Source organism: Burkholderia sp. Bp8991 (assembly GCF_003853795.1).
In the GTDB taxonomy this organism is placed as follows: Bacteria; Pseudomonadota; Gammaproteobacteria; order Burkholderiales; family Burkholderiaceae; genus Burkholderia.
Window position 1 is genome coordinate 35,722 of sequence record NZ_QTQJ01000039.1, and the last position, 20,407, is coordinate 56,128.

At 68.0% G+C, this 20,407-nt stretch carries 21 protein-coding genes; 7 read left to right on the forward strand and 14 right to left on the reverse strand.

From position 1 onward, the window contains the following. Positions 1-116: 116 nt before the first annotated feature. The 4 genes from DIE02_RS30810 to DIE02_RS30825 are packed head-to-tail and all read right to left on the reverse strand — an operon-like array spanning position 117 to position 3,802. Positions 117-839, reverse strand: a complete 723-nt coding sequence (locus tag DIE02_RS30810; protein ID WP_124524098.1) for an SDR family NAD(P)-dependent oxidoreductase — start codon at positions 837-839, stop codon at positions 117-119. Then, on the reverse strand, positions 817-1,938 hold the full coding sequence (locus DIE02_RS30815; protein ID WP_124530159.1) for a 2,3-butanediol dehydrogenase: 1,122 nt from the start codon (positions 1,936-1,938) through the stop codon (positions 817-819). Before DIE02_RS30815 ends, DIE02_RS30810 begins: the two co-directional genes overlap by 23 nt. Before the next feature lies 1 nt (position 1,939). Then, the gene (locus tag DIE02_RS30820; RefSeq protein ID WP_124530160.1) at positions 1,940-3,250 is read right to left on the reverse strand and encodes an MFS transporter; all 1,311 of its coding nucleotides are present in this window, start codon (positions 3,248-3,250) and stop codon (positions 1,940-1,942) included. An 18-nt stretch (positions 3,251-3,268) separates the two neighbouring features. Further along, positions 3,269-3,802 (reverse strand): 2,4'-dihydroxyacetophenone dioxygenase family protein, encoded by a 534-nt coding sequence (locus DIE02_RS30825; RefSeq protein ID WP_124524104.1) that lies wholly within the window; start codon positions 3,800-3,802, stop codon positions 3,269-3,271. A 177-nt stretch (positions 3,803-3,979) separates the two neighbouring features. On the opposite strand from DIE02_RS30825, the gene DIE02_RS30830 reads away from it, so the two are divergent. Then, on the forward strand, positions 3,980-4,942 hold the full coding sequence (locus tag DIE02_RS30830; RefSeq protein ID WP_124530161.1) for a helix-turn-helix domain-containing protein: 963 nt from the start codon (positions 3,980-3,982) through the stop codon (positions 4,940-4,942). A gap of 92 nt (positions 4,943-5,034) precedes the next feature. On the opposite strand, the gene DIE02_RS30835 is transcribed toward DIE02_RS30830, so the two are convergent. The 4 genes from DIE02_RS30835 to DIE02_RS30850 all read right to left on the reverse strand — a co-directional run bounded on the left by DIE02_RS30835 (position 5,035) and on the right by DIE02_RS30850 (position 10,126). Beyond that, positions 5,035-6,624: a GMC family oxidoreductase gene (locus DIE02_RS30835; RefSeq protein ID WP_409364377.1), complete on the reverse strand. Its 1,590-nt coding sequence runs from the start codon at positions 6,622-6,624 to the stop codon at positions 5,035-5,037. 187 nt (positions 6,625-6,811) lie between these two features. After that, positions 6,812-7,780, reverse strand: coding sequence for a helix-turn-helix domain-containing protein (locus DIE02_RS30840; protein ID WP_124530163.1), 969 nt, complete (start codon positions 7,778-7,780; stop codon positions 6,812-6,814). Positions 7,781-8,198: 418 nt separating this feature from the next. Beyond that, the gene (locus DIE02_RS30845; protein WP_124530164.1) at positions 8,199-9,146 is read right to left on the reverse strand and encodes an aldo/keto reductase; all 948 of its coding nucleotides are present in this window, start codon (positions 9,144-9,146) and stop codon (positions 8,199-8,201) included. Positions 9,147-9,505: 359 nt separating this feature from the next. Next, positions 9,506-10,126: a LysE/ArgO family amino acid transporter gene (locus DIE02_RS30850; protein WP_124530165.1), complete on the reverse strand. Its 621-nt coding sequence runs from the start codon at positions 10,124-10,126 to the stop codon at positions 9,506-9,508. Positions 10,127-10,232: 106 nt separating this feature from the next. On the opposite strand from DIE02_RS30850, the gene DIE02_RS30855 reads away from it, so the two are divergent. Continuing rightward, positions 10,233-11,126 (forward strand): LysR family transcriptional regulator ArgP, encoded by an 894-nt coding sequence (locus DIE02_RS30855; protein WP_124530166.1) that lies wholly within the window; start codon positions 10,233-10,235, stop codon positions 11,124-11,126. A gap of 60 nt (positions 11,127-11,186) precedes the next feature. Here DIE02_RS30855 and fnr read toward each other — a convergent pair whose 3' ends face one another. The 3 genes from fnr to DIE02_RS30870 all read right to left on the reverse strand — a co-directional run bounded on the left by fnr (position 11,187) and on the right by DIE02_RS30870 (position 13,351). Continuing rightward, on the reverse strand, positions 11,187-11,933 hold the full coding sequence (fnr, locus tag DIE02_RS30860) for a fumarate/nitrate reduction transcriptional regulator Fnr (RefSeq protein WP_044846467.1): 747 nt from the start codon (positions 11,931-11,933) through the stop codon (positions 11,187-11,189). Between the two features lie 179 nt (positions 11,934-12,112). Next, positions 12,113-12,580 carry a universal stress protein gene (locus DIE02_RS30865; RefSeq protein WP_124489012.1) on the reverse strand — a complete coding sequence of 156 codons (468 nt, stop codon included), beginning with the start codon at positions 12,578-12,580 and terminating at the stop codon, positions 12,113-12,115. A 360-nt stretch (positions 12,581-12,940) separates the two neighbouring features. Continuing rightward, positions 12,941-13,351, reverse strand: coding sequence for a DUF3005 domain-containing protein (locus DIE02_RS30870; protein ID WP_124530167.1), 411 nt, complete (start codon positions 13,349-13,351; stop codon positions 12,941-12,943). A gap of 279 nt (positions 13,352-13,630) precedes the next feature. Between DIE02_RS30870 and DIE02_RS30875 the strand changes: the two genes are divergently transcribed. Further along, positions 13,631-13,864: a hypothetical protein gene (locus DIE02_RS30875; protein ID WP_044846464.1), complete on the forward strand. Its 234-nt coding sequence runs from the start codon at positions 13,631-13,633 to the stop codon at positions 13,862-13,864. A gap of 137 nt (positions 13,865-14,001) precedes the next feature. Then, the gene (gene epsC, locus DIE02_RS30880) at positions 14,002-14,922 is read left to right on the forward strand and encodes a serine O-acetyltransferase EpsC (RefSeq protein WP_124524118.1); all 921 of its coding nucleotides are present in this window, start codon (positions 14,002-14,004) and stop codon (positions 14,920-14,922) included. A 125-nt stretch (positions 14,923-15,047) separates the two neighbouring features. Here the strand turns inward: epsC and DIE02_RS30885 are convergent, their stop codons facing one another. The 3 genes from DIE02_RS30885 to DIE02_RS30895 all read right to left on the reverse strand — a co-directional run bounded on the left by DIE02_RS30885 (position 15,048) and on the right by DIE02_RS30895 (position 17,508). Continuing rightward, a complete protein-coding gene (locus DIE02_RS30885; protein ID WP_124530168.1) occupies positions 15,048-15,851 on the reverse strand; it encodes an SDR family oxidoreductase in 804 nt (267 codons plus the stop codon). After that, entirely contained in the window at positions 15,851-16,480 is a 630-nt protein-coding gene (folE, locus tag DIE02_RS30890) for a GTP cyclohydrolase I FolE (RefSeq protein WP_044846461.1), read from the reverse strand. Before folE ends, DIE02_RS30885 begins: the two co-directional genes overlap by 1 nt. A 101-nt stretch (positions 16,481-16,581) precedes the next feature. After that, positions 16,582-17,508 carry a LysR family transcriptional regulator gene (locus DIE02_RS30895; protein ID WP_044846460.1) on the reverse strand — a complete coding sequence of 309 codons (927 nt, stop codon included), beginning with the start codon at positions 17,506-17,508 and terminating at the stop codon, positions 16,582-16,584. Between the two features lie 117 nt (positions 17,509-17,625). Between DIE02_RS30895 and pobA the strand changes: the two genes are divergently transcribed. The 3 genes from pobA (at position 17,626) to DIE02_RS30910 (ending at position 20,392) form a co-directional block, all read left to right on the forward strand. Next, on the forward strand, positions 17,626-18,858 hold the full coding sequence (gene pobA, locus DIE02_RS30900) for a 4-hydroxybenzoate 3-monooxygenase (RefSeq protein WP_044846459.1): 1,233 nt from the start codon (positions 17,626-17,628) through the stop codon (positions 18,856-18,858). 145 nt (positions 18,859-19,003) lie between these two features. Then, positions 19,004-19,720, forward strand: a complete 717-nt coding sequence (locus DIE02_RS30905) for a 3-oxoacid CoA-transferase subunit A (RefSeq protein ID WP_124489018.1) — start codon at positions 19,004-19,006, stop codon at positions 19,718-19,720. Positions 19,721-19,735: 15 nt separating this feature from the next. After that, positions 19,736-20,392 (forward strand): CoA transferase subunit B, encoded by a 657-nt coding sequence (locus tag DIE02_RS30910; RefSeq protein WP_012365076.1) that lies wholly within the window; start codon positions 19,736-19,738, stop codon positions 20,390-20,392. The last annotated feature ends 15 nt before the right edge of the window (positions 20,393-20,407 follow it).

A 20,407-nucleotide genomic window follows, 5' to 3' on the forward strand; every position in this document is an offset into this window, starting at 1 on the left:
ATCGGGTCGCGCCAGGAAACAGGACCTGAAAACAGGAGCCGGAGGCGCCACGCCGGCATTCCGGCACGCGGGCATCGGCGCACACCTCCTGCGCCGATGCCCTCGCGCGCCCGGCGCTAGACCGTCGAATACCCGCCATCCACCGGCACGATCGCGCCGGTGACGAACGATGCGCCGGGCGAGCACAGGAACAGGATCACATCCGCGACCTCGTCGGCCGTGCCCCAGCGCGCGAGCGGCGTGCGATCGAGAATCCGCCGCGACGCCTGCGCGTCGGCCATCAGCCCGCTGCTGAGCGGCGTGTCGATCCAGCCGGGCGCCACGGCGTTCACGCGGATGCCGCGCTCGGCCCACGCCTGCGCGAGCGAGCGCGTCAGTTGCGCGATGCCGCCCTTGCTCGCGCTGTATGCCGGGCGATCCTTGCTGCCGAAGTACGTGTACATCGACGCGACGTTGACGATGCTGCCGCCGTTCGCCGAGAGTGCCGGCAGCGCGGCGTCGGACGCCCGCATCACCGACGTCAGGTTCACGTTCAGCACGAGTTCGAACTGGTCCATCCGGTATTCGTCCGCGTGCCGGCTGATGCCGACGCCGTTGACGAGCACGTCGACGCGCTGCAGCGAGCGGATCTGCCGCGTCAATGCTGCGTCGTCGGTCACGTCGAGCTCGACGCAGCCGATGCCGGGATGCACCGGCGCATGCGGGCCGGCGGCATCGAGCCCGAGCGCGACGACCGACGCGCCCGCTTCCGCGAAACGCCACGCGGTGCGCGCGCCGATGCCCGACGTGCCGCCCGTGACAACGACGGTCTTGCCGTCAAACGACCAGGGGCGGCTCATGTTCGATGCTCCCGACGGTGTGAACAGGACGCGCATGCCGGCGCGATGGTGCAACCAGGATCTTGATCTGCGCGCGATCGGCGAGCAGCGCGTCGAAGCCGTCGCCGACGGCGTCCTCGAGCGAGACGGTGCGCGTGACGATCGACGTGAGATCGAGCGCGCCCGACCCGATCAGCCGCAGCAGGTCTTCGTACACGTGCCGGTAGCCGACGCTCGCCGTGAAGGTCAGCTCGTCGTTGACCGCGCGGAACGCATCGAAGCCCGCATGCGGCATCAGGCCGACCATCACGAGGCGGCCGCCCTTGCGCAGCCCCTGCATCGCCGCCTCGAACGTGGCCGGCAGGCCGGCCGCCTCGAAGCTCACGTCGACGCCGAGCCCGCCCGCCGCTTCGCGGATCGCGTCGCGCAGCACCGGGGCGTCGAGCGAGCGCGCGTCGAACGCGTGCGTCGCGCCGAAGCGCGCGGCCGCCGCGAGCCGCTCGGGCGACACGTCGACCGCGACGATGGTCGTCGCGCCCTGCAGTCTCGCGAGCATGACCAGCAGCAGGCCGATCGGCCCGAGCCCGAACACCGCGCAGGTGTCGCCGAGCCGCAGTTCGCCGCGCCGCAGCGCGTGCAGCGCGACGGCCGCCGGTTCCATCACCGCGGCCTGTTCGAGACTGACGTCGTCGGGCAGGCGGTGCAGCATGTAGGCCGGCACGACCGCGAAATCGGCCATCCCGCCGTCGCCCATCAGGCCGGCGAAGCCCATCGACACGCACAGGTTGTACGACCCTGCGCGGCAATACGCGCACTGGTGGCAGTGATACTCGGGCTCGACCGCCACGCGGTCGCCGGGGACCAGCGTCGTGACGCCCGCACCGACTTCGACGACGGTGCCGCAGAACTCATGACCGAGCGTCAGCGGCGCGGTGCGGCCGGACAGCGGATGCGGCGCGTCGACGGGAATCGCGTGCGGGCCGTCCGCGTATTCGTGCAGGTCGCTGCCGCAGATGCCGCAATACGCGACCGCGATGCGAACCTCGCCGGGCCCGGCGCGCGGCGTGTCGAGATCGACCAGGCGGATGTCGCGCGGGCCGTGCCATTGAAGTGCGCGCATGTCAGCGTCCTCCGAGGTTTTGCGTATCGAGACGGGGAGCGGCATCGGCGGGCGCGCGCTTGCGCAGCACCGCGGGCGCGGTTTCGACCAGGCCGAACGACAGCACGCCCGCGAGGATCGCGCCGGCGGCCGACGTCCACATCGCGAACTGCAGGCCGTACTTGTCGGCGGCGAAGCCCGCGACGGTCGGCGCGACGAAGCCGCCGATCAGCTCGCCCGCGCCCATGATCAGGCCGAGCGCGCTGGCGATCGCGCGGGGCGGCACCGTTTCGGCCGGGATCGTCGCCATGAACAGCGTGAAGCAGCCGAGGCCGGTATACGTGACGAACACGAGCGCGCCGAGCGCCCAGAGCGAATCGACGTGGATCATCACGACCGGGCAGGCGGCGGCGATCAGCGCGAACGCGATCATCGTCGGCTTGCGACCGATCCGGTCGGAGATCGCCGGCACCGCGAAGCCCCAGAACACCCACGCGGCGCCGAGGCACGTCATCACGACGCCCATGTCGGCCGGGGACAGGTGGCGGCTCTCGACGAGGAAGACCGGCGCGAACGAGATGATCACGATGAACCACGTGAGGAAGAAGCAGCTGATCAGCACGCAGAGCAGGATGTTGCGCTCCTTCAGCAGCGCCCAGCGGTTGATCGCGGCGCCGCCGGCCGTCTGCGTACCGTGCGTGGCCGCGCCTTCGGCCTGTGCGTGCCGTACGCCGCCGGGCGGCACCTCGCGCACCCAGCGCCAGATGCAGAACGCGATCAGGAAGCCGGGCACGCACGACACGTAGAACGCCTCGCGCCAGCCGTAGGCGGTCGCGATGCCGATCACGACGGGCGGGCCGATCATCGCGCCGAGCAGGCCGGCGGCCGAGCCCTGCAGCAGGCCCATGTTCAGCCCGCGGCGGCTCGGCGTCGAGCTCTCGACCATCAGCGATTGCGACAGCGGCAGCACGGGGCCCTCGGCGATGCCCATCAGCGCGCGGAACGCGATCAGGCTCGCGAAGCCGCCGACGAGCCCCGACAGCGCCGAGCATACGGAAAAGCCGAGCACGGCCGCGATCAACAGCGGCTTGCGCGTGCCGCGCGCATCCGACCACGCGCCGGTCGCGGCGCCCGACAGCGCCCACGTGAGCGCGAGCGCGGACGAAACCATGCCGAGCTGCGTATTCGACAGGTGCAGTTCGGCCGACATGAACGGGAACAGGAACGACAGCGCGAGGCGGTCGAAGAACACGAAGCCGAACGTCATGAACAGGATCAGCAGCAGCCTGTTCTCGTACGTCCATGCGAGTTTGGGGGAAGGGCGGGATGTCATGGGCGGCCTCGTCGCGCGTCAGCGGAACAGCTTCTCGATCGCGTGCGCGCCGAGGCCGACCTTCTCGTAATGCGCCTTGCACATCGCGATGTACGAATGCACGTCGAAGTAGCCGTCGGGGTTGCCTTCGTCGTCGAGCCAGATCAGCGGGCCCTTGACGATGAAGAACGCGCGCATCGGTTCCGGATGATCGAACGCGACGAGCGTGTGGCCTTCGCCGGGCGTTTCATACACGAAATCGCCGCGCGTCGCGGTCCATTCGTGCTCCAGGTAGCCCCACTTGCCGGACAGCGTGTAAGCGAACACCTCGTGCGGGTGGTAGTGCCGGTTCACGAGCCCGGCTTCCTTCGCCATCAGGATGTCGCACCATTTGTTCTGCGACGGCGAGATCCACAGCGGCCGCGACGAAACCGTTTCGGTGAACGGAACGTAATAGCGCGTGTCCTCGGTGGCCGCGTTCGGGATGTACGCTTCCGGCAGCGCATCGGGCTTGAACGGATTGGCAATCGGCGCGATGTTTTGCCAGAATTCGGATACGGCTTGGTCGACCACGGTTCGTCTCCTTGTGGTTAGGTGTCGTGGGGTCGACTTTAGCCAGCCGGTGCGCGCCGCTCTTGACTGGGCTGGACGAATTGCTTGATCGGGCCGGACATCGCGCCGCACCTGTAATCACAAGAACCATCCCCCAATCCGTGCCGCTCCGCACGACAGGCGCCCGCAGGAGGCGACGTGACGAATTCGACCGTTCTTTCATGCACGCGCGGCTCGACGGCCGACGTGCCGGTGCGCGACCGGATGGCCTACTGGGATGCGTTCAACGCCGCGACGCTGGTCGGCCTGCGCTGCTCGTCGCTGTCGCCGGCGGGGCTCGAGGTCGAGAAGACCGATCTCGCGCTGCCGGGGCTCGGCGTGGCCGACATCAGCGGGCGCGATCACGTGATCGAGCGCAGCCCCGCGCTGGTGCGCCAGTTGCCGAAGGAGTCGCTGTTTGCGTGCCAGATCCTGAGCGGTCGCGCGTATTTCATCCAGCGCGAGCGCTGCCTGCTTGCGGAAGCCGGCGACATCGTCGTGTACGATACGCGCGTGCCCTATCTGTTCGGATTCCTGACGCCGATGCGGCAATTGCTGATCGATATCCCGATTGCCACGTTCGACGATCGATTCGACGCGGAGCTGGCGGCGCTGCCGTTGCGGATCGCGCCGAAACCGGGTGCGGGCGCGATGCTCGGCGCGACACTGCGCACGAGCGTCGAGCGCTTCATGAAGGCGCCGGTCGAAGACGACGCCGCGCGCTTCGTCGAACACACGCGCATGCTGGTCGCGGAACTCATCGATGCGGAAGTGAACGGCGCACGCGCATCGCGCGCGTCGCTGTCGTACCTGCTGACCGCGAAGCAGTACATCGCGACCCGTCTCGGCGATCCGGAGCTCGGGCCACAGGCGGTGGCCGATGCGGTCGGGCTGTCGTTGCGGCACCTGGGCCGGCTCTTCGCGGCCGAAGGCGAGTCGATCACGCAGCACATCTGGTCCGAGCGGCTGACGCATGCGCATCGCGAGCTGACCGACGCGCGCCTGCGCAAGACGAGCATCGGCGAGATCGCGTTTCGGTGGGGGTTCTCGAGCCAGGCGCACTTCAGCCGTGCGATTCGGGAGCGCTACGGTGCGTCGCCGATGGCGCTGCGCAGCGCTTGACGCTGAAGCAGCGGAACCGATGCCGACGCGGCGCGTGGCTCACGCGCCGCTTTCGTTTTCATTGCATGCCGGTCGCGGCGTGAGTCGCCGCGTCACTCCGCGAGCATGAACTCGGCACAGCGTTCCGCGATCATGATCGTCGGCGCGTTCGTGTTGCCCGATACGATGCGCGGCATCACCGATGCGTCGCAGATCCGCAATCCGTCGATCCCTTGCACCGCGAGACGCGGCGTCACGACCGCGCTTTCGTCGCTCCCCATCCGGCAGGTGCCGACCGGGTGATAGACGGTCTTCGCGCGGTGCCGCACGTAGTCGGCCAGCGCGTCGTCGGTCAGCGCTTCGGCTTCGCGGACGAGACGGGCGAGCGACGGCGCGCGGATGATCTTCCGCGCGAGCGCGACGCCGCGCACGAGGCCGTCGACGTCGGCCGGATCCGACAGTGCGCCGCTGTCGAACCGGATCGGCGCGGCCGGATCGTTGCCGCGCAGTTGCACCGAGCCGCGCGAACGCGGCCGCAACAGGCACGGATTGATCGACAGGCCGTGGCCCGGCAGCGGTTCACGATCGACGTCGCCGACGAGCGTCGGCAGCACGTGGAACTGGATGTCGGGGCGGCCGCTGCCGGTCGTATCGACGAACGCGCCGGATTCGACGACGTTCGACGTCAGCAGGCCCGTGCGGGTCAGCATCCATTGCAGCCCGTGCCGCAGCGCCTTCAGCCCGCGATCCTCGCCGAACAGGCTGATCGGCGCGTGGCTGTAGCCGTAGATCGAGACCTCGAGATGGTCCTGGAAATTCGCGCCGACTTCCGGGCTGTCGTGCAGCACGTCGATGCCGTATGCGCGCAGGTGCGCGCCGGGTCCGATGCCCGACAGCATCAGCAGCTTCGGCGTACTGAGCGCGCCGGCGGCGAGTACGACGTCGGCGCGGGAGGTGGCCGAGCCGGTCGCGCCGTTCTCCATCCGCCATTCGACGCCGGTCGCGCGCCGGCCGTCGAAACGCACGCGGGTCACGCGGCAGCCGGTCAGCACGCGCAGGTTCGGGTCGCCGAGCGCGTCGGCGAGATAGGTCGCCGCGGTGCTGCCGCGCTGCCCGTCGAAAATCGTCGTGTGGTAGAAGCCGGCGCCGTGCTGCGCGGCGCCGTTGAAATCGTCGTTGTACGCGATGCCGGTTTCCTGCGCGGCCTTCACGAACGCGAGGCTCAGCGGATGCCGGAAGCGCGTGTCGCCGACCTTCAGCGGCCCGTCGGTGCCGTGGAACGGCTCGGACAGCCGCAGGTGCGACTCGGCGCGCTTGAACACCGGCAGCACGTCGCTCCAGCGCCAGCCCGTGCAGCCGAGCGCGGCCCATTCGTCGTAGTCGGCGCGCGTGCCGCGCACGTACAGCATCGCGTTGACCGAACTGCCGCCGCCGAGCGTGCGGCCCTGCGGCACGTAGGTCCTGCGTCCCGCCGCGCCGGCCTGCGGCTCGCTTTCGAACGTGACCGTGCGCTGCGTGTCGAGCACGCGGATGAACGTCGCCGGAATCCGGATGAACAGGCTGTCGTCCTTCGGGCCGTCCTCGAGCAGCAGCACGCGCCTGCCGGCCTTCACCAGTCGATGTGCCACCGTGCAGCCGGCCGAACCGCCGCCGACGACGATATGGTCGTACGTCTCCATCCCGCTTTGTCTCCTCGCTGTCAGGCGGCGGAACGAGCACCGCCGCGCAGGAAGCCAGCTTAGCGACGGGCGCGTGTCCCCGTTTGACCGGGGCGGACGCCGGGCTTGCTTCGCGCGGACACGGCGGCGCGCCGCGGCGGCTCATGCAGCGATCTCGTTGCGCTGACCATTGGCCGTGGATTGCGCAGCGGGAGAACCCGGCGACGAGCGGCTAGCGCGGGTTGCCCGGCGCGCGCGTGTCGCTCGGCGTCTCGCCGAAGCGCGCGCGATAGCTGCGGCTGAAGTGCGCGCTGTTGTTGAAGCCCCAGCCGAACGCGATTTCGCTGACCGTCAGGTGCTTCAGCGAGCGGTCGCGCAAGTCGGCGCGGCAGCGTTCGAGACGCCGCGCGAGGATGTAGCGCGTGAGCGGCATCCCTTCGATTTCGAAGATGCGCGCGAGTTGGCGCGGCGACAGGTTGATCGCGCGGCTGACCGACCGGGTATCGAGATCGTCGTCGGCGAGATGGCTGTCGATGAATGCCTTCGCGCGCGACAGCGTGTGGACGGTCGACTTGGTCGGCGACGCGTCGCCGTCGCGCAGCCGCAGCATCGACTGCATCAGGTCGAGCATCGCGGCGGCGCGCCGTTCGCGCGCGGTGGGCATCGATTCGTGCGGTTCGGCGAGCAGTGCGTAGAGCTGCCGCGCGGCCCACGACGTGACGCCGTCGTCGCGGTCGATCTTGACGACGCTGCGATGGCGCCACGGGCCCACGTGCGCTTCGAACACGTCGCGCGGCACGTCGAGCACGGTCATCGCCATGTTCGCGGGAAAGCCGTGACCGTACGGCATCGACGTGTCGTACAGCACGATGTCGCCGGGCGCATGCTGGATGCACTCGACGTCCTGGAACGTATAGCCCTGCCCTTCGTGCATCAGGCACACGAACACGGCGTCGCGCGGGTCCGCGTGGATGTTGTGCGGCGTGCGCACGACCGCATGCCGGTTCGCGACGATGTCGCACACCCCCAGCAGCCCCAGGTCGCGCTTGCGCAGCGACGCGTCGATGCCTTCGGACGATTTGCCGCTGCATTCGATGCGCACGAGCGAGCGGGCGACATGGTCGACCCAGAAGTCGACGCGTTCGTCGCCGCGTACGGCGCGCGTCGAGATCGACACGATTCCCGTGCTGATGTCCGGCATGACGTCCTCCCAATGACCGCCCGAGCGGCGCAGTCTCGGATACGCCGGCGTGCGCGGTCAATCGGTGAAAGACCCGGGGCGGGGCCGGGATGCGCTTGCGGCGGCGCGTTGCGGCCGGATGTCCGTGGGAGTCAACGAATATGGCCGGGAAAGGCAAAACGTGCGGGCGTGTTCGGGGTATGTTGTTCGGTTCGGATCGAACGGCGAGACGCGAGGCTGCTTCGTTATACGGAATAAAATTCGCGTGTTGTCGGATCGCCTTGCCGAAACGGCGCTCCGGTCGAGTGATTCGCGGCGCTCTTCCCGCGCGCGCGGCGTGAGCGATGCCGACATCCCTGGTCGCGTCACCCGCGCCTCGCACCGGCGGCTTGAACCGCGAAACGCCGCGATTCAAGCCGTCACCTGGTTGTACGCGACGTCAGACCGCGCTGGCCGCGTCGATCTTCCGAATGTCCTCATCGTCGAGGCGCACACGGATCGCCTCGCCGAGCAGCGCGAGCTGTTCGAGCGACGTCGCGCTCGCGATCGGCGCTGTGATCGTCGGCCGCGCGATCTGCCATGCGAGCGCGATCGCGGCCGGCTGCGTGCCGTGCTTCGCCGACACGTCGTCGAGCGCCGCGAGAATGCGCAGGCCGCGCGCATCGAGATAGCGGGCGACGCGGTCGCCGCGCACGCTTTTCTTCAGGTCGGCCTCGCTGCGGTACTTGCCCGACAGGAAGCCGCTCGCGAGCGCGTAGTAGTTGACGACGCCGAGCTTCAGGTCGCGCACGACCGGTTCGAGATCGCGCTCGTAGTCGGCGCGGTTGATCAGGTTGTATTCCGGCTGGATCACCTGGTACGCGGGCAGGCCATCGCGCTTGCTGATGTCGGCGGCTTCGCGCAGGCGCGCGCCGCTGTAGTTCGACGCGCCGATGATGCGCACCTTGCCCGCGTCGATCAGCGTCTGGTATGCGGCGAGCGTTTCTTCGAGCGGGGCCGTGTCGGCCAGATCGCGGTGCGAAAAGTACAGGTCGATGTAGTCGGTCTGCAGGCGGCGCAGCGAATCGTCGGCGGCCTTCAGGATGTTGTCTTTCGTGAGGCCCGCACGCGCGTCTAGCAGGCCGACCTTGGTCGCGATCACGACCTGGTCGCGCTTGCCGGAACGCTTCAGCCACTTGCCGATGATCGTCTCCGATTCGCCGCCGCGGTTGCCGGGCACCCAGGCCGAATAGACGTCGGCCGTGTCGATGAAGTTGATGCCGGTGTCGGCGAGCGCGTCGAGCAGCGCAAACGATGCGTTTTCGTCGACGGTCCAGCCGAAGACGTTGCCGCCGAAGGCGAGCGGGGAAACCTGGATGTCCGAGGTGCCGAGGGTGCGTAGTGCCATGTTGCTCTCCGGAATCTGAAGGGTGACGGGTTGGAACGACGGGATTGGCCGCGATGAATGCGACGGGACGGCGGTCGGGTGAAGCACGTTCGCCGTTGTCGCGGGACGCTGGAACATTCTCGCCGATCGACCGGATTCGTGCAGCGGGCGCGCGGCCGTGAAGACGGAGGAATTGCAGCGGACGGCGGACGCATCGTCTGCTGCGTGGGTCATTCGTGCCGCCGCGTTCGATCGGGAACCGAATTTTGTTGCGGCCGGGCGCGGCAACGGGAGAGACGGGCGGAGCTGGCCGCTTCGCCGCAGCGGAACGAAAAGCGGGCGGCAAGTTGCCGCCCGCGATCGATCATTCACCGAGGCCGTTATCGCAACTGCACGGCGGCCAGGAACAGCACCATGCTGCCGATCGCGCCGTCCAGCACGCGCCACGCGACGGCCTTGCGGAACCACGGCGCGAGCAGTCGCGCACCGTATCCGAGCCCGAGGAACCACACGACGCTGACCGACATCGCGCCGATCGCGAACGCCAGCCGGGTGCCTTCCGGCTCTCGCGCACCGGCCGTGCCGATCAGCAGGAACGTATCGAGATACACGTGCGGGTTGAGCCACGTGAACGCGAGCGTCATCAGCACGATCGCGACCGCGCTCTGCGGCGGCGGCGCGACGGCGTCGCCGCGCACGTCGAGCGTTGCGTGTCCCGGCTGGAACGCGCGACGCAGCGCGTTGAAGCCGAACCATGCGAGATACGCGAGGCCGACGTACAGCACCGCGTGGACGAAGGTCGGATAGCGTTCGACGAGGACCGACGCGCCGCCGACGCCCGCGCCGATCAGGATCATGTCGGACAGCGCGCACAGCAGCACGATCTTGCCGACATGCGAGCGCATGATGCCTTGCCGGAGCACGAATGCGTTCTGCGCGCCGATGGTGACGATGAGCGACCCGCACAGGGCGGCGCCGTGGGAAAAAGCGATCCAGTTCATGATGGGGAGCGGTGACGCAGTAGACGGGTGAATCGGTTGGCGCTAGTCTGCGGTGAGCTGAGACATAAGAGAAGCTAATTCACCTAATGCAGATTAAGGAAATCTAATGCTCGACTATGCATTGCTCGATGCCCTCGCGGCGGTGATCCGGCACGGTTCGTTCGAGCGGGCGGCCAAGGAGCTGAACGTCACGCCGTCGGCAGTATCGCAGCGCGTGAAACTGCTGGAGGAGCGTGTCGGCAGCGTGCTCGTCAAGCGCGGGCAGCCGTGCGTCGCGACGACGTCGGGTGCGCTGCTGTGCCGGCATACCGAGCGCGTGCAATTGCTCGAGGCCGAACTGGGCGGCCGGATGCCCGCCTTGCCGGGCCAGATCGCGAGCGCATGGCCGACGTTGCGTGTCGCCGTCAACGACGACAGCGTCGCGACCTGGTTCATCGATGCGGTCGGGCCGTTCTGCACCGAGCGCGAGACCTTGCTCGACCTCGTGATCGACGACCAGGACCATACGGCCGCGCGAATTCGCGATGGCAGCGTGCAGGGCGCGGTGACCGCGCAGGCCGAGCCGATCCAGGGATGCCGGTCGACGCGGCTCGGGCGTATCCGCTATCGCGCGGTGTGTTCGCCGGCGTTTTACGCGCGCTATTTTGGTGAGGGCATCACGCGCGATGCGCTGCGCCGCGCGCCGTGCGTGATGTTCAATTCGAAGGACGGCTTGCAGGCGCGCTTCGTCCGGCGCGTGACGCGCGCGGATCTCGATCCGCCGCAACACTGGATCCCGCACGTCGCGGGCTACCTGCGCGCTTGCGAAACGGGGCTGGGATGGGGGATGTGCCCGGACCGGATGGTCGATCGCCAACTGGCGGCGGGCGAACTGGTCGACATGTCGCGCGGGCGGACCGTCGATATCGATCTGTACTGGCAGAGCTGGCGCCTGTCGATCGGCTGGCTAGACGACTTCAGCGCGGCACTGAAGGCGCGCGCCGCGCTGTTTCTCGACTGATCGAGGCGGGCGCGGCGAATGGCGGCCGGCGGCGGCGCGCAGGTCACGCGCCGCGCGGGGTCAGACGTGGTGCAGGCCGTCGAAGTCGACGATCTGCACGAGGCGGCCGTGCATTTCGATCAGGCCGCGCTTCTGGAACTTCGACAGTGTGCGGCTGACCGTTTCGAGCGTCATGCCGAGGTAGCTGCCGATGTCTTCGCGCGTCATCCGCAGGTTGAATTCCGACGGCGAGTAACCGCGCTTCAGGTAGCGTGCCGACACGTCGAGCAGGAATGCGGCGACGCGCTCTTCGGCGTTCAGCGAACCGAGCAGCATGGTCTGCGACGTTTCGCGCACGATCTGCTCGCTCATCAGCTTGTGCATGCGCAGCTGCATCGTGCCGGCTTCCGAGCACAGCGACTTGAGCGCGCTGTACGGAATCACGCAGACCGAGCTGTCTTCCAGCGCGACCGCGGTGCGCGGGTGCGTGTCGTCGCAGATACCGTCGAGGCCGAGCGCCTCGCCCGCGAGGTGCAGGCCGGTGACCTGCTCGCGGCCGTCGTGGCGCGTGGCGACGGTTTTCAGCGAACCCGAGCGCACGGCGTACAGGTTGTCGAAGGTGTCGCCTTCGCGGAACAGCGCTTCGCCGCGCTTGACCGGGCGTGCCGCGCAGATGACCGATTCGAGGCGGCTGAGCGCGTCGGGTGCGAGGCCCTGCGGCATGCACAGGTGCCGCATTGCGCACGACGAGCAGTGCGGGGCCTGGCGGGGCGCCCAGGTGCCTGCATGGGACGGTACGGCGGGGCGTGTGGCGACGGGCGTCAACATGATCGTTTACTCCGGCATTGAATCGACGGAATCATTGTCCCACCGCAAGTTGCCGCTGTCGGGCGACAAAACGTCGCGACCGCGCGCACATGCCGCGGGCATTGCTGCGGCCTGCGTGCAGGCACGCCGCTGCGCGTTGCGCGCCGCGCCGCGCACGCCGATGCCGATGCCGACACCGCTCAGCCTTCCTGATCGTCCGTATGCGCGGCGGCCGGGATCAGCAGCACGGGCAGCGTCGCATGCCGCACGCACTGTTCGGCGATGCTGCCGAGCACGAGGCGACGGAACCCGCGGCGGCCGTGCGTGCCGAGCACGAGGAGGTCGGCGCCGAATGCTTTCGCACCGTCGAGGATCAGCGTCGACACGTCGTTGAGCGACGACGCCTCGCTCGTCAGCGTCTCGCCCTTCACGCCGGCCGCCTGCATCAGCTTCCTGAAATCCGCCGCGAGCGCATTGCCTTGCGCGATGAGCTGATCGCGCAGCACGGACGGGTCGTAGCCCGGCACGTTGTAGTAGATCGCGGCGTTTTCGACGACGTAGAACGGCTGCAGTTCGGCACCGTGCTCCTTTGCGAGCGCGAGGGCGGCGTCGAACGCGTGGCGTGCGGTGTCGCTGCCGTCGATGGCAACCAGAATGCGCTTGTACATAGTGTCTCCGAGTGGCGGATTGAACGGAAGTCGGCACGAACGGCCGTGCGTCGCTGCGAGGCAGGGTAAACCAACGGCGGGGACTTTGCAGCGACGTGCCGGCGGTCGCGAATGGGCATTGAATCGCATCCGTATCGCGAGGACGTGACTTCGATCAATGCCGATGCATCGGCGTCGTGAAATCCCGCGTGCCGAACCCGAACCGCGCGCCGATATCGATTCCGGCACCGCTTCGGAAGATCGCACTGCCTGCGCACCGAACGACCGGCCGGCGCGCGAACGCGCACGCCGGTCCGCCGCCATCGGCCGTCGGCGCCCTTCAACCCGCCGATCGAACGATCGATTCAAACGCTACGTGCGTTACCGCGGCACCGCGGTGATTTCGATCACCCGTTCCGGCCGGCGTCCGTGGCCGGGCCAGTTCGCGCTGCCGTACATCCGGTGAACCGGGCCGTACGGCGCGTCGCCCGCGTGCGACGGCGCGTCGAACCCCTTCTCGATCACCATGTAGCCGGCCCGCAGCGCGAACGCCGGATGATTGCCGCCCGGCCGGCTGTCGAAGCCGGCGAAGCCGTCACCGGCCTCGGGCATCGCGTTGACGAGCGACGCGTTGCTGCCCGTGATCTGGTCGGGCGGGAAGGGGTTGCCGCTCGCGAGACGCGCCGCCTCGCGATTCTTGCCGTCGGTGTCGACGGTGCTGTCGTGCGTGTCGTCGTTGTCGAGTTCGATGCTGCGCGGATGCGCGGCGTGCGCTTGAGCTGACGTTTCCATCACGGCTCTCCTGGCGGCGTAGCGCTCCGGATCGAAGCAAATCCCGTTCCGGGCAAGACGGGAAAATGGTGCGCGGGCGATCGCCGCGGTCGCGCGGCGCGCACTGATTTGTCATGATTTATTTCAGCTAGAACACCCGTTTTCTACAGAGTATGATTCTTTTCCTGCGAAGCGGCGACAGGGGATGCAGTACGCGCCGACTCTGCCCGCACCGGGCGCCGCAGCACCCTTAGAGACGGGTAGCGAACAACAAGCAAAGGGACTAGAGGTGGCGGATTCATGCAAGCGACTACTGCCTTCACGCACCGCGGTTATCTGTTGAATTGCGCGCCCGCGCGCGCCACTGACGGGTCGTTCAAGCCCTACGTCGTGATCTCCCGATCGAGTGACGGGGAACTCGTCGCGAACCGTTTTTTCCCGAGCGAGCTCCAGTTCAACGACGAAGGCGACGCGATCGCGCATGCGCGCGACTGGGCCGTGCGCTGGATCGACGCGAGTAGCGTCACGATCTGACGCCGTCGCGCGGCGGCAGCGGCGGCCGTCCGGCCGATCCCCCGGCGTGCCGCTGCCCGGCGAAAACGCGGTAATCTTGCGGAACCCGTCACTTTATTAGCGGCCGTGCGATCGCGCGCGGCTGCCTGCATTGGCATATGTCGACATCACCCGCCCGTCAGTGGGGCCTCGAAGAAATCGTTGCCGGCTTGCGCGAATCGCGCGAGGAACTTCACCGCACGCGTCATCCGCGCGGCATCCGCGAGCTGCCGTCGCGCGACGCGATCTGCAAGATCGTCACCGGCCTGCGTGCGTCGATGTTCCCGACGCACTACGGCGCGCCGGATCTGACCGACGAAAGCGTCGACTACTACGTCGGCCACACGCTAGAAAGCACGCTGCGGATCCTGTCCGAACAGATCCGCCGCGCGCTGCCGTTCCTGCCGGAGCATGCGGACACGCCATTCGCGGAACTCGACGAACGCGCGTTCGAGATCGCGCGCGAGTTCGGCCGGCAGTTGCCGGCGGTTCGCGCGCTGCTGGTCAGCGACATCCAGGCCGCCTACGCGGGCGATCCGGCCGCGCAGCACATCACCGAGATCCTGCTGTGCTATCCCGGCGTGTTCGCGATGATGCACCATCGGCTCGCGCATGCGCTGCACCAACTCGGTGTGCCGCTGCTCGCCCGTTTCATCAATGAAATCGCGCACTCGGCCACCGGCATCGACATTCACCCGGGCGCGCAGATCGGCCCGAGCTTCTTCATCGATCACGGCACCGGTGTCGTGATCGGCGAAACCGCGATCATCGGCGAGCGCGTGCGCGTGTACCAGGCCGTCACGCTCGGCGCGAAGAGCTTCCCGGCCGATGGGGACGGCACGCTGGTGAAGGGCAACGCGCGGCATCCGATCGTCGAGGACGACGTGGTGATCTATGCGGGCGCGACCATTCTCGGCCGCGTGACGATCGGGCGCGGCTCGGTGATCGGCGGCAACGTGTGGCTTACGCACAGCGTGCCGCCCGGCACGAGCGTCGCGCAGGGCAAGGTCCGCGAAGGCGGCAGCGGCGAGAAGCCGTAACGCGGCGCGCAAACGGCGAAACTGTCGTTCGCGCGGCGAAGACGCAGGCGCAGCGAAGGCGCGCGCCGACACCCGCATACCGATGTGCCAAGAGGGTGCACGGCTGCCGCCGCACCGCCGCTTCGTCAGTGCTTGCCGGCCGGCGAGCGATGCTTGTAGAGCACGTCCTGGTCGACGCGGATCAGGTTCTGCCCCGCATCGACGACGAAATCCACGCCGTTGTACGCGCTGCCCGTCAGCAGCAGGATCGCGCTCGCGACGTCGTCGGGGCCGGCGATGCGCGCGAGCGGCGTCGACGCGCGGCTCGCGTGTTCGAAGTCGGCCTGCGTCTGGTCGTCGCTCGGCAGCATCAGCCCCGGGAACACCGCATTCACGCGCAGCACCGGCGACGACGACAGCGCGAGCATCTGCGTGAGGTTGCCGAGCGCGGCCTTCGCGACCGTGTAGCTGAAATGGTCGCGGTGGAAGTTTTCCTTGATCTTCTGGTCGACCACGTTGACGACGACGCCCTGCGTGCCGGCCGCACGGGCCCGTTCGTAGAACGCGCGCGTGAGCAGGATCGGCGCGCGGCAGTTGACGGCCCAGGCCTGGTCGAATGCCGCGAGGTCGAAGCTCGGGAAATGGTCCTGCCAGAACACCGACGCGTTGTTGACCAGCACGTCGAGGCGGCCGAAGCGCGCATAGACCTGGTCGATCAGTGCGGTGATCTGCGCGGCATCCGACAGGTCGGCCTGCAACGCGACCGAATCATGCCCGCGTTCGGCGATCGTGCGGGCGGCCGCCTGCGCGGCATCGGCGGAGCGGTCGTAATGGACCGCGGTGCGATAGCCGTGCGCGGCGAAATACTCGGCGAACGCGCGCCCGGCCCGGCGCGCGGCGCCGGTCACGAGCACGACCGGCGCGTGTGCCGCTTGCTTCGTGGACTGCATTACGTATTCGTCAGGTTGACTGAAGAAGGATTGGCGACGATCGACAGGAATTCGCGCCGCGTCGACGGATCGGTGCGGAACGTGCCGAGCATGCGCGACGTGACCATTTCGACGCCCGGCTTGTGAATGCCGCGCGTCGAGATGCACTGGTGCGCGGCTTCGAGGATCACGCCGACGCCCTTCGGCTGCAGCACGTCGAACAGCGTGTCGGCGATCTGCACGGTCATCTTTTCCTGGATCTGCAGGCGCTTCGCGAACGCGTCGACGAGACGCGCGAGCTTCGAGATGCCGACGACGCGATGGTTCGGCAGATACGCGACGTGCGCGCGGCCGATGATCGGCACCATGTGGTGCTCGCAGTAGCTCTCGAAGCGGATGTCCTTCAGCACGATCATCTCGTCGTAGCCGTCGACTTCGCTGAACGTGCGCGCGAGGATGTCGCGCGGTTCCAGCGCATAGCCGGCGAAGAACTCTTCGTATGCGCGCACGACGCGCGCCGGCGTGTCGAGCAGCCCTTCGCGGGCGGGATCGTCGCCGGCCCAGCGCAGCAGCACGCGAACGGCATCCTCCGCTTCTTCGCGGCTCGGCCGGGATGCGGCCGGCTCGGGCCGCGCGTTCTTTTTACCCATCTAGTCGCTCCATCGAATGCGGCCGCCTGCGGCGGCGCGGATATCCGGTCATTGTTTCATGCTTTCGCGGGTCGTGCGTGCGGCCTGCCGCACACCCCGCGTCACTTCGGCCACTCGTCCTGCTCGTCGTTGAACAGCGACGCGACGACGCCGCGCAGCCACGCGGTGCGCGGATCGTTGTGGAACTTGCGATGCCAGTGCTGCTTCAGGTCGAAGCGCGGCAGCGGCACCGGCGGCTCGACCGGCACGATGAACGCGTGCTCCGCCGCATACGCATAGCCGATCGCGTGCGGCACCGTCGCGATCAGGTCGGTGCGGCTCAGGATGAACGGCAGGCTCATGAAGTGCGGCGTCTCGAGCACCGCGCGGCGCTGCATGCGCTGCTTCGCGAGGTATTTCTCGAGCACCTCCTGGCTGCGCCCTTCGGCGCGCACCACCGCATGCCCGCATGCGAGGAACTGCTCGGCCGTGAACGGGCGCGCCTGTTCGAGCGGATGGCCGCGCCGCATCAGGCAGACGAACCGGTGTGTAAACAGACGCTGCTGGAAGAAGTTGTTGCCGTCGAGATCGGGGAAATAGCCGACCGCGAGATCGATCGAGCCGGCTTCGAGGCCGCGGCCGACTTCGTCGTGTGCGAGCGAGACCGAGCGCAGGTTCGCGTGCGGCGCGCGCGTCGCGAACGCCTGCAGCAGCTTCGGCAGGAACACGATCTCGCCGACGTCCGACAGCGCGATCGAGAACGTATGCGTGCTCGCCGCCGGATCGAAGTCGTGCGGCGCGACGAGGCCGCGCTCGATCTGCGCGAGCGCATCGCGCGCGGCCGGCAGCAGCGCGAGCGCGCGTGGCGTCGGCTCCATCCCGCGCGACGTGCGCACGAACAGCGGATCGCCGAAATACTCGCGCAGGCGGCCGAGCGCGGTGCTCACGCGCGGCTGGCTCACGCCGAGCAGGTCGCCGGCGCGGCTGACGTTGCGCGTGTCGTCCAGCGCGACGAGGTACGGAATCAGGTTCAGATCGAGCGTGTCCATCACGGGAGCCAGTATCTTCAAAGCGTATACAACATATCTCCTGAATCGCGTTGCTGCATAGTCGGGAAAGCGCTCAAATGGGTTCCATTACTCGAACCAATGTTCAGGAGACGAACAATGCGCACCCAGGTCGCCATCATCGGCGCCGGTCCGTCCGGCCTTTTGCTTTCCCATCTGCTGCGCCTGCAAGGCGTGGATTCCATCCTCGTCGAGGCGCGTTCGCGCGAATATTGCGAGAACCGCATCCGCGCCGGCGTGCTGGAGCAGGGCACGGTCGACACGCTCAACGAAGCCGGCCTCGGCGACCGGATGCGCCGCGAAGGGCTCGAACACCACGGCATCGAGCTGCTGTTCTCGGGCCAGCGCCATCGCATCGACCTGAGCGCGCTCACCGGCGGGCGCGCGATCACCGTCTACAGCCAGCACGAAGTGGTGCGCGACCTGATCGCGGCCGGCGTCGAGCACGGCCACGCGATGCATTTCGAAGTGAGCGATGTTGCGCTGCACGATGTCGAGAGCGAGCGCCCATTCGTCACGTTCAAGCATGCCGACGGCCGCGAAGACCGCATCGACTGCGACTACATCGCCGGCTGCGATGGCTTTCACGGCATCGCGCGGCAGACGATTCCGGCCGAGCGGCTGAACACGTTCGAGCGCGTCTATCCGTTCGCGTGGCTCGGCATCCTCGCCGACGCGGCGCCGTCGCTCGACGAACTCGTCTACGCGCATCACGACAACGGTTTCGCACTGTTCTCGATGCGCTCGCCGACGGTCACGCGCCTCTACCTGCAGTGCAAGCCCGACGAAGACCTCGCCGAATGGTCCGACGCGCGGATCTGGGACGAACTGCACACGCGCTTCTCGAACGACACCGGCTGGACGCCGACCGAGGGCCGGATCACGCAGAAGAGCGTGACGCCGATGCGCAGCTTCGTGTCGGAGACGATGCAGCACGGCCGCCTGTTCCTCGCCGGCGACGCCGCGCACATCGTGCCACCGACCGGCGCGAAGGGGATGAACCTCGCGGTGGCCGACGTCCGCGCGCTGTCCCGCGCGCTCGGCGCCCGCTACCGCAACGGCGACGCGACGCCGCTCGAGCGCTACTCGGCGACCTGTCTCGAACGCGTGTGGCGCGCCGAACATTTCTCGTACTTCATGACGAACATGCTGCATGCGTCACCGGAGGACTCGCCGTTCGTCAATCGCCTGAAGTTTGCCGAGCTGAAGTACGTGACGCGCTCGCGGGCCGCCGCGCAGTCGCTCGCCGAAAACTACGTCGGCCTGCCGTTCGACGACCAGACGCCCCCCGAGGGATCCCGCCTTGACAACGCGCTGTGCGCGACTCTATGATCGGCCCATCGTTCGCTAATCGAATCTCGGTTCGACAAGCGAACAAATGCCGAAGGTCGACGACGGCCTTCGACGCGGCACGCGACACGCGCGTGTCCCCTCGACAGGCCGCGCATCGAGCCGCGGGTTCGTATCAGGAAGAGACATGGTCAACAAGATTTTCGAATCGCTTCAATCGGCGGTCGCGGACGTCCACGACGGCGCGACCATCATGATCGGCGGGTTCGGCACGGCAGGCATGCCGTCCGAGCTGATCGACGCGCTGATCGAGCAGGGCGCGCGCGGCCTGACGATCGTCAACAACAACGCGGGCAACGGCGAGACCGGCCTCGCGGCGCTGCTCAAGGCGAAGCGGGTGCGCAAGATCATCTGTTCGTTTCCGCGCCAGAGCGACTCGCAGGTGTTCGACGCGCTGTACCGCGCGGGCGAGATCGAGCTGGAGCTCGTGCCGCAGGGCAACCTCGCGGAGCGGATCCGCGCGGCGGGCGCCGGCATCGGCGGCTTCTTCACGCCGACCGGCTTCGGCACGAAGCTCGCGGAAGGCAAGGAAACGCGTGTGATCGACGGCAAGTCGTACGTGTTCGAGACGCCGATCCACGCCGATTTCGCGCTGGTCAAGGCGTACAAGGGCGATCGCTGGGGCAACCTCGTCTATCGCAAGACCGCGCGCAACTTCGGGCCGATCATGGCGAGCGCCGCGAAGGTCGCGATCGTGCAGGTGTCGGAAGTCGTGCCGCTCGGCGGGCTGAACCCGGAACACATCGTGACGCCGGGCATTTTCGTGCAGCGCGTCGTCGAAGTGCCGCAGGCCGCGCACGCGGCCGAGCTGGCTGCCGAACATGCTGCATCGCAAGCTGCCTGACCGAGGAGACCCGACATGAAACGACTGACCCGCGATGAAATGGCCAAGCGCGTCGCCCAGGACATCCCCGAAGGCGCGTACGTGAACCTCGGCATCGGCGTGCCGACGCTGGTGGCGAACCACCTCGACCCGAGCAAGGAGATCTTCCTGCACAGCGAGAACGGCCTGCTCGGCATGGGCCCGGCGCCCGCGCCCGGCGAGGAAGACGACGAGCTGATCAACGCCGGCAAGCAGCACGTGACGCTGCTCACCGGCGGCGCGTATTTCCACCACTCGGATTCGTTCGCGATGATGCGCGGCGGCCACCTCGACTACTGCGTGCTCGGCGCATTCCAGGTGTCGGCGAACGGCGACCTCGCGAACTGGCATACGGGCGCGCCCGATGCGATTCCGGCCGTCGGCGGCGCGATGGACCTCGCGATCGGCGCGAAGCAGGTGTTCGTGATGATGGAGCACCTGACGAAGCAGGGCGAGAGCAAGATCGTCGCGCAGTGCTCGTATCCGGTCACCGGCGTGCAATGCGTGAGCCGCATCTACACCGATCTCGCGGTGCTCGACGTGACGGCCGACGGCCTCGCGGTGAGCGAGATCTTCACCGACCTGTCGTTCGACGAACTGCAGAAGCTGACCGGCGTGCCGCTGATCGACGCGACGCGCAAGGCCGCGGCCTGACCGGCAAGCGTGCCG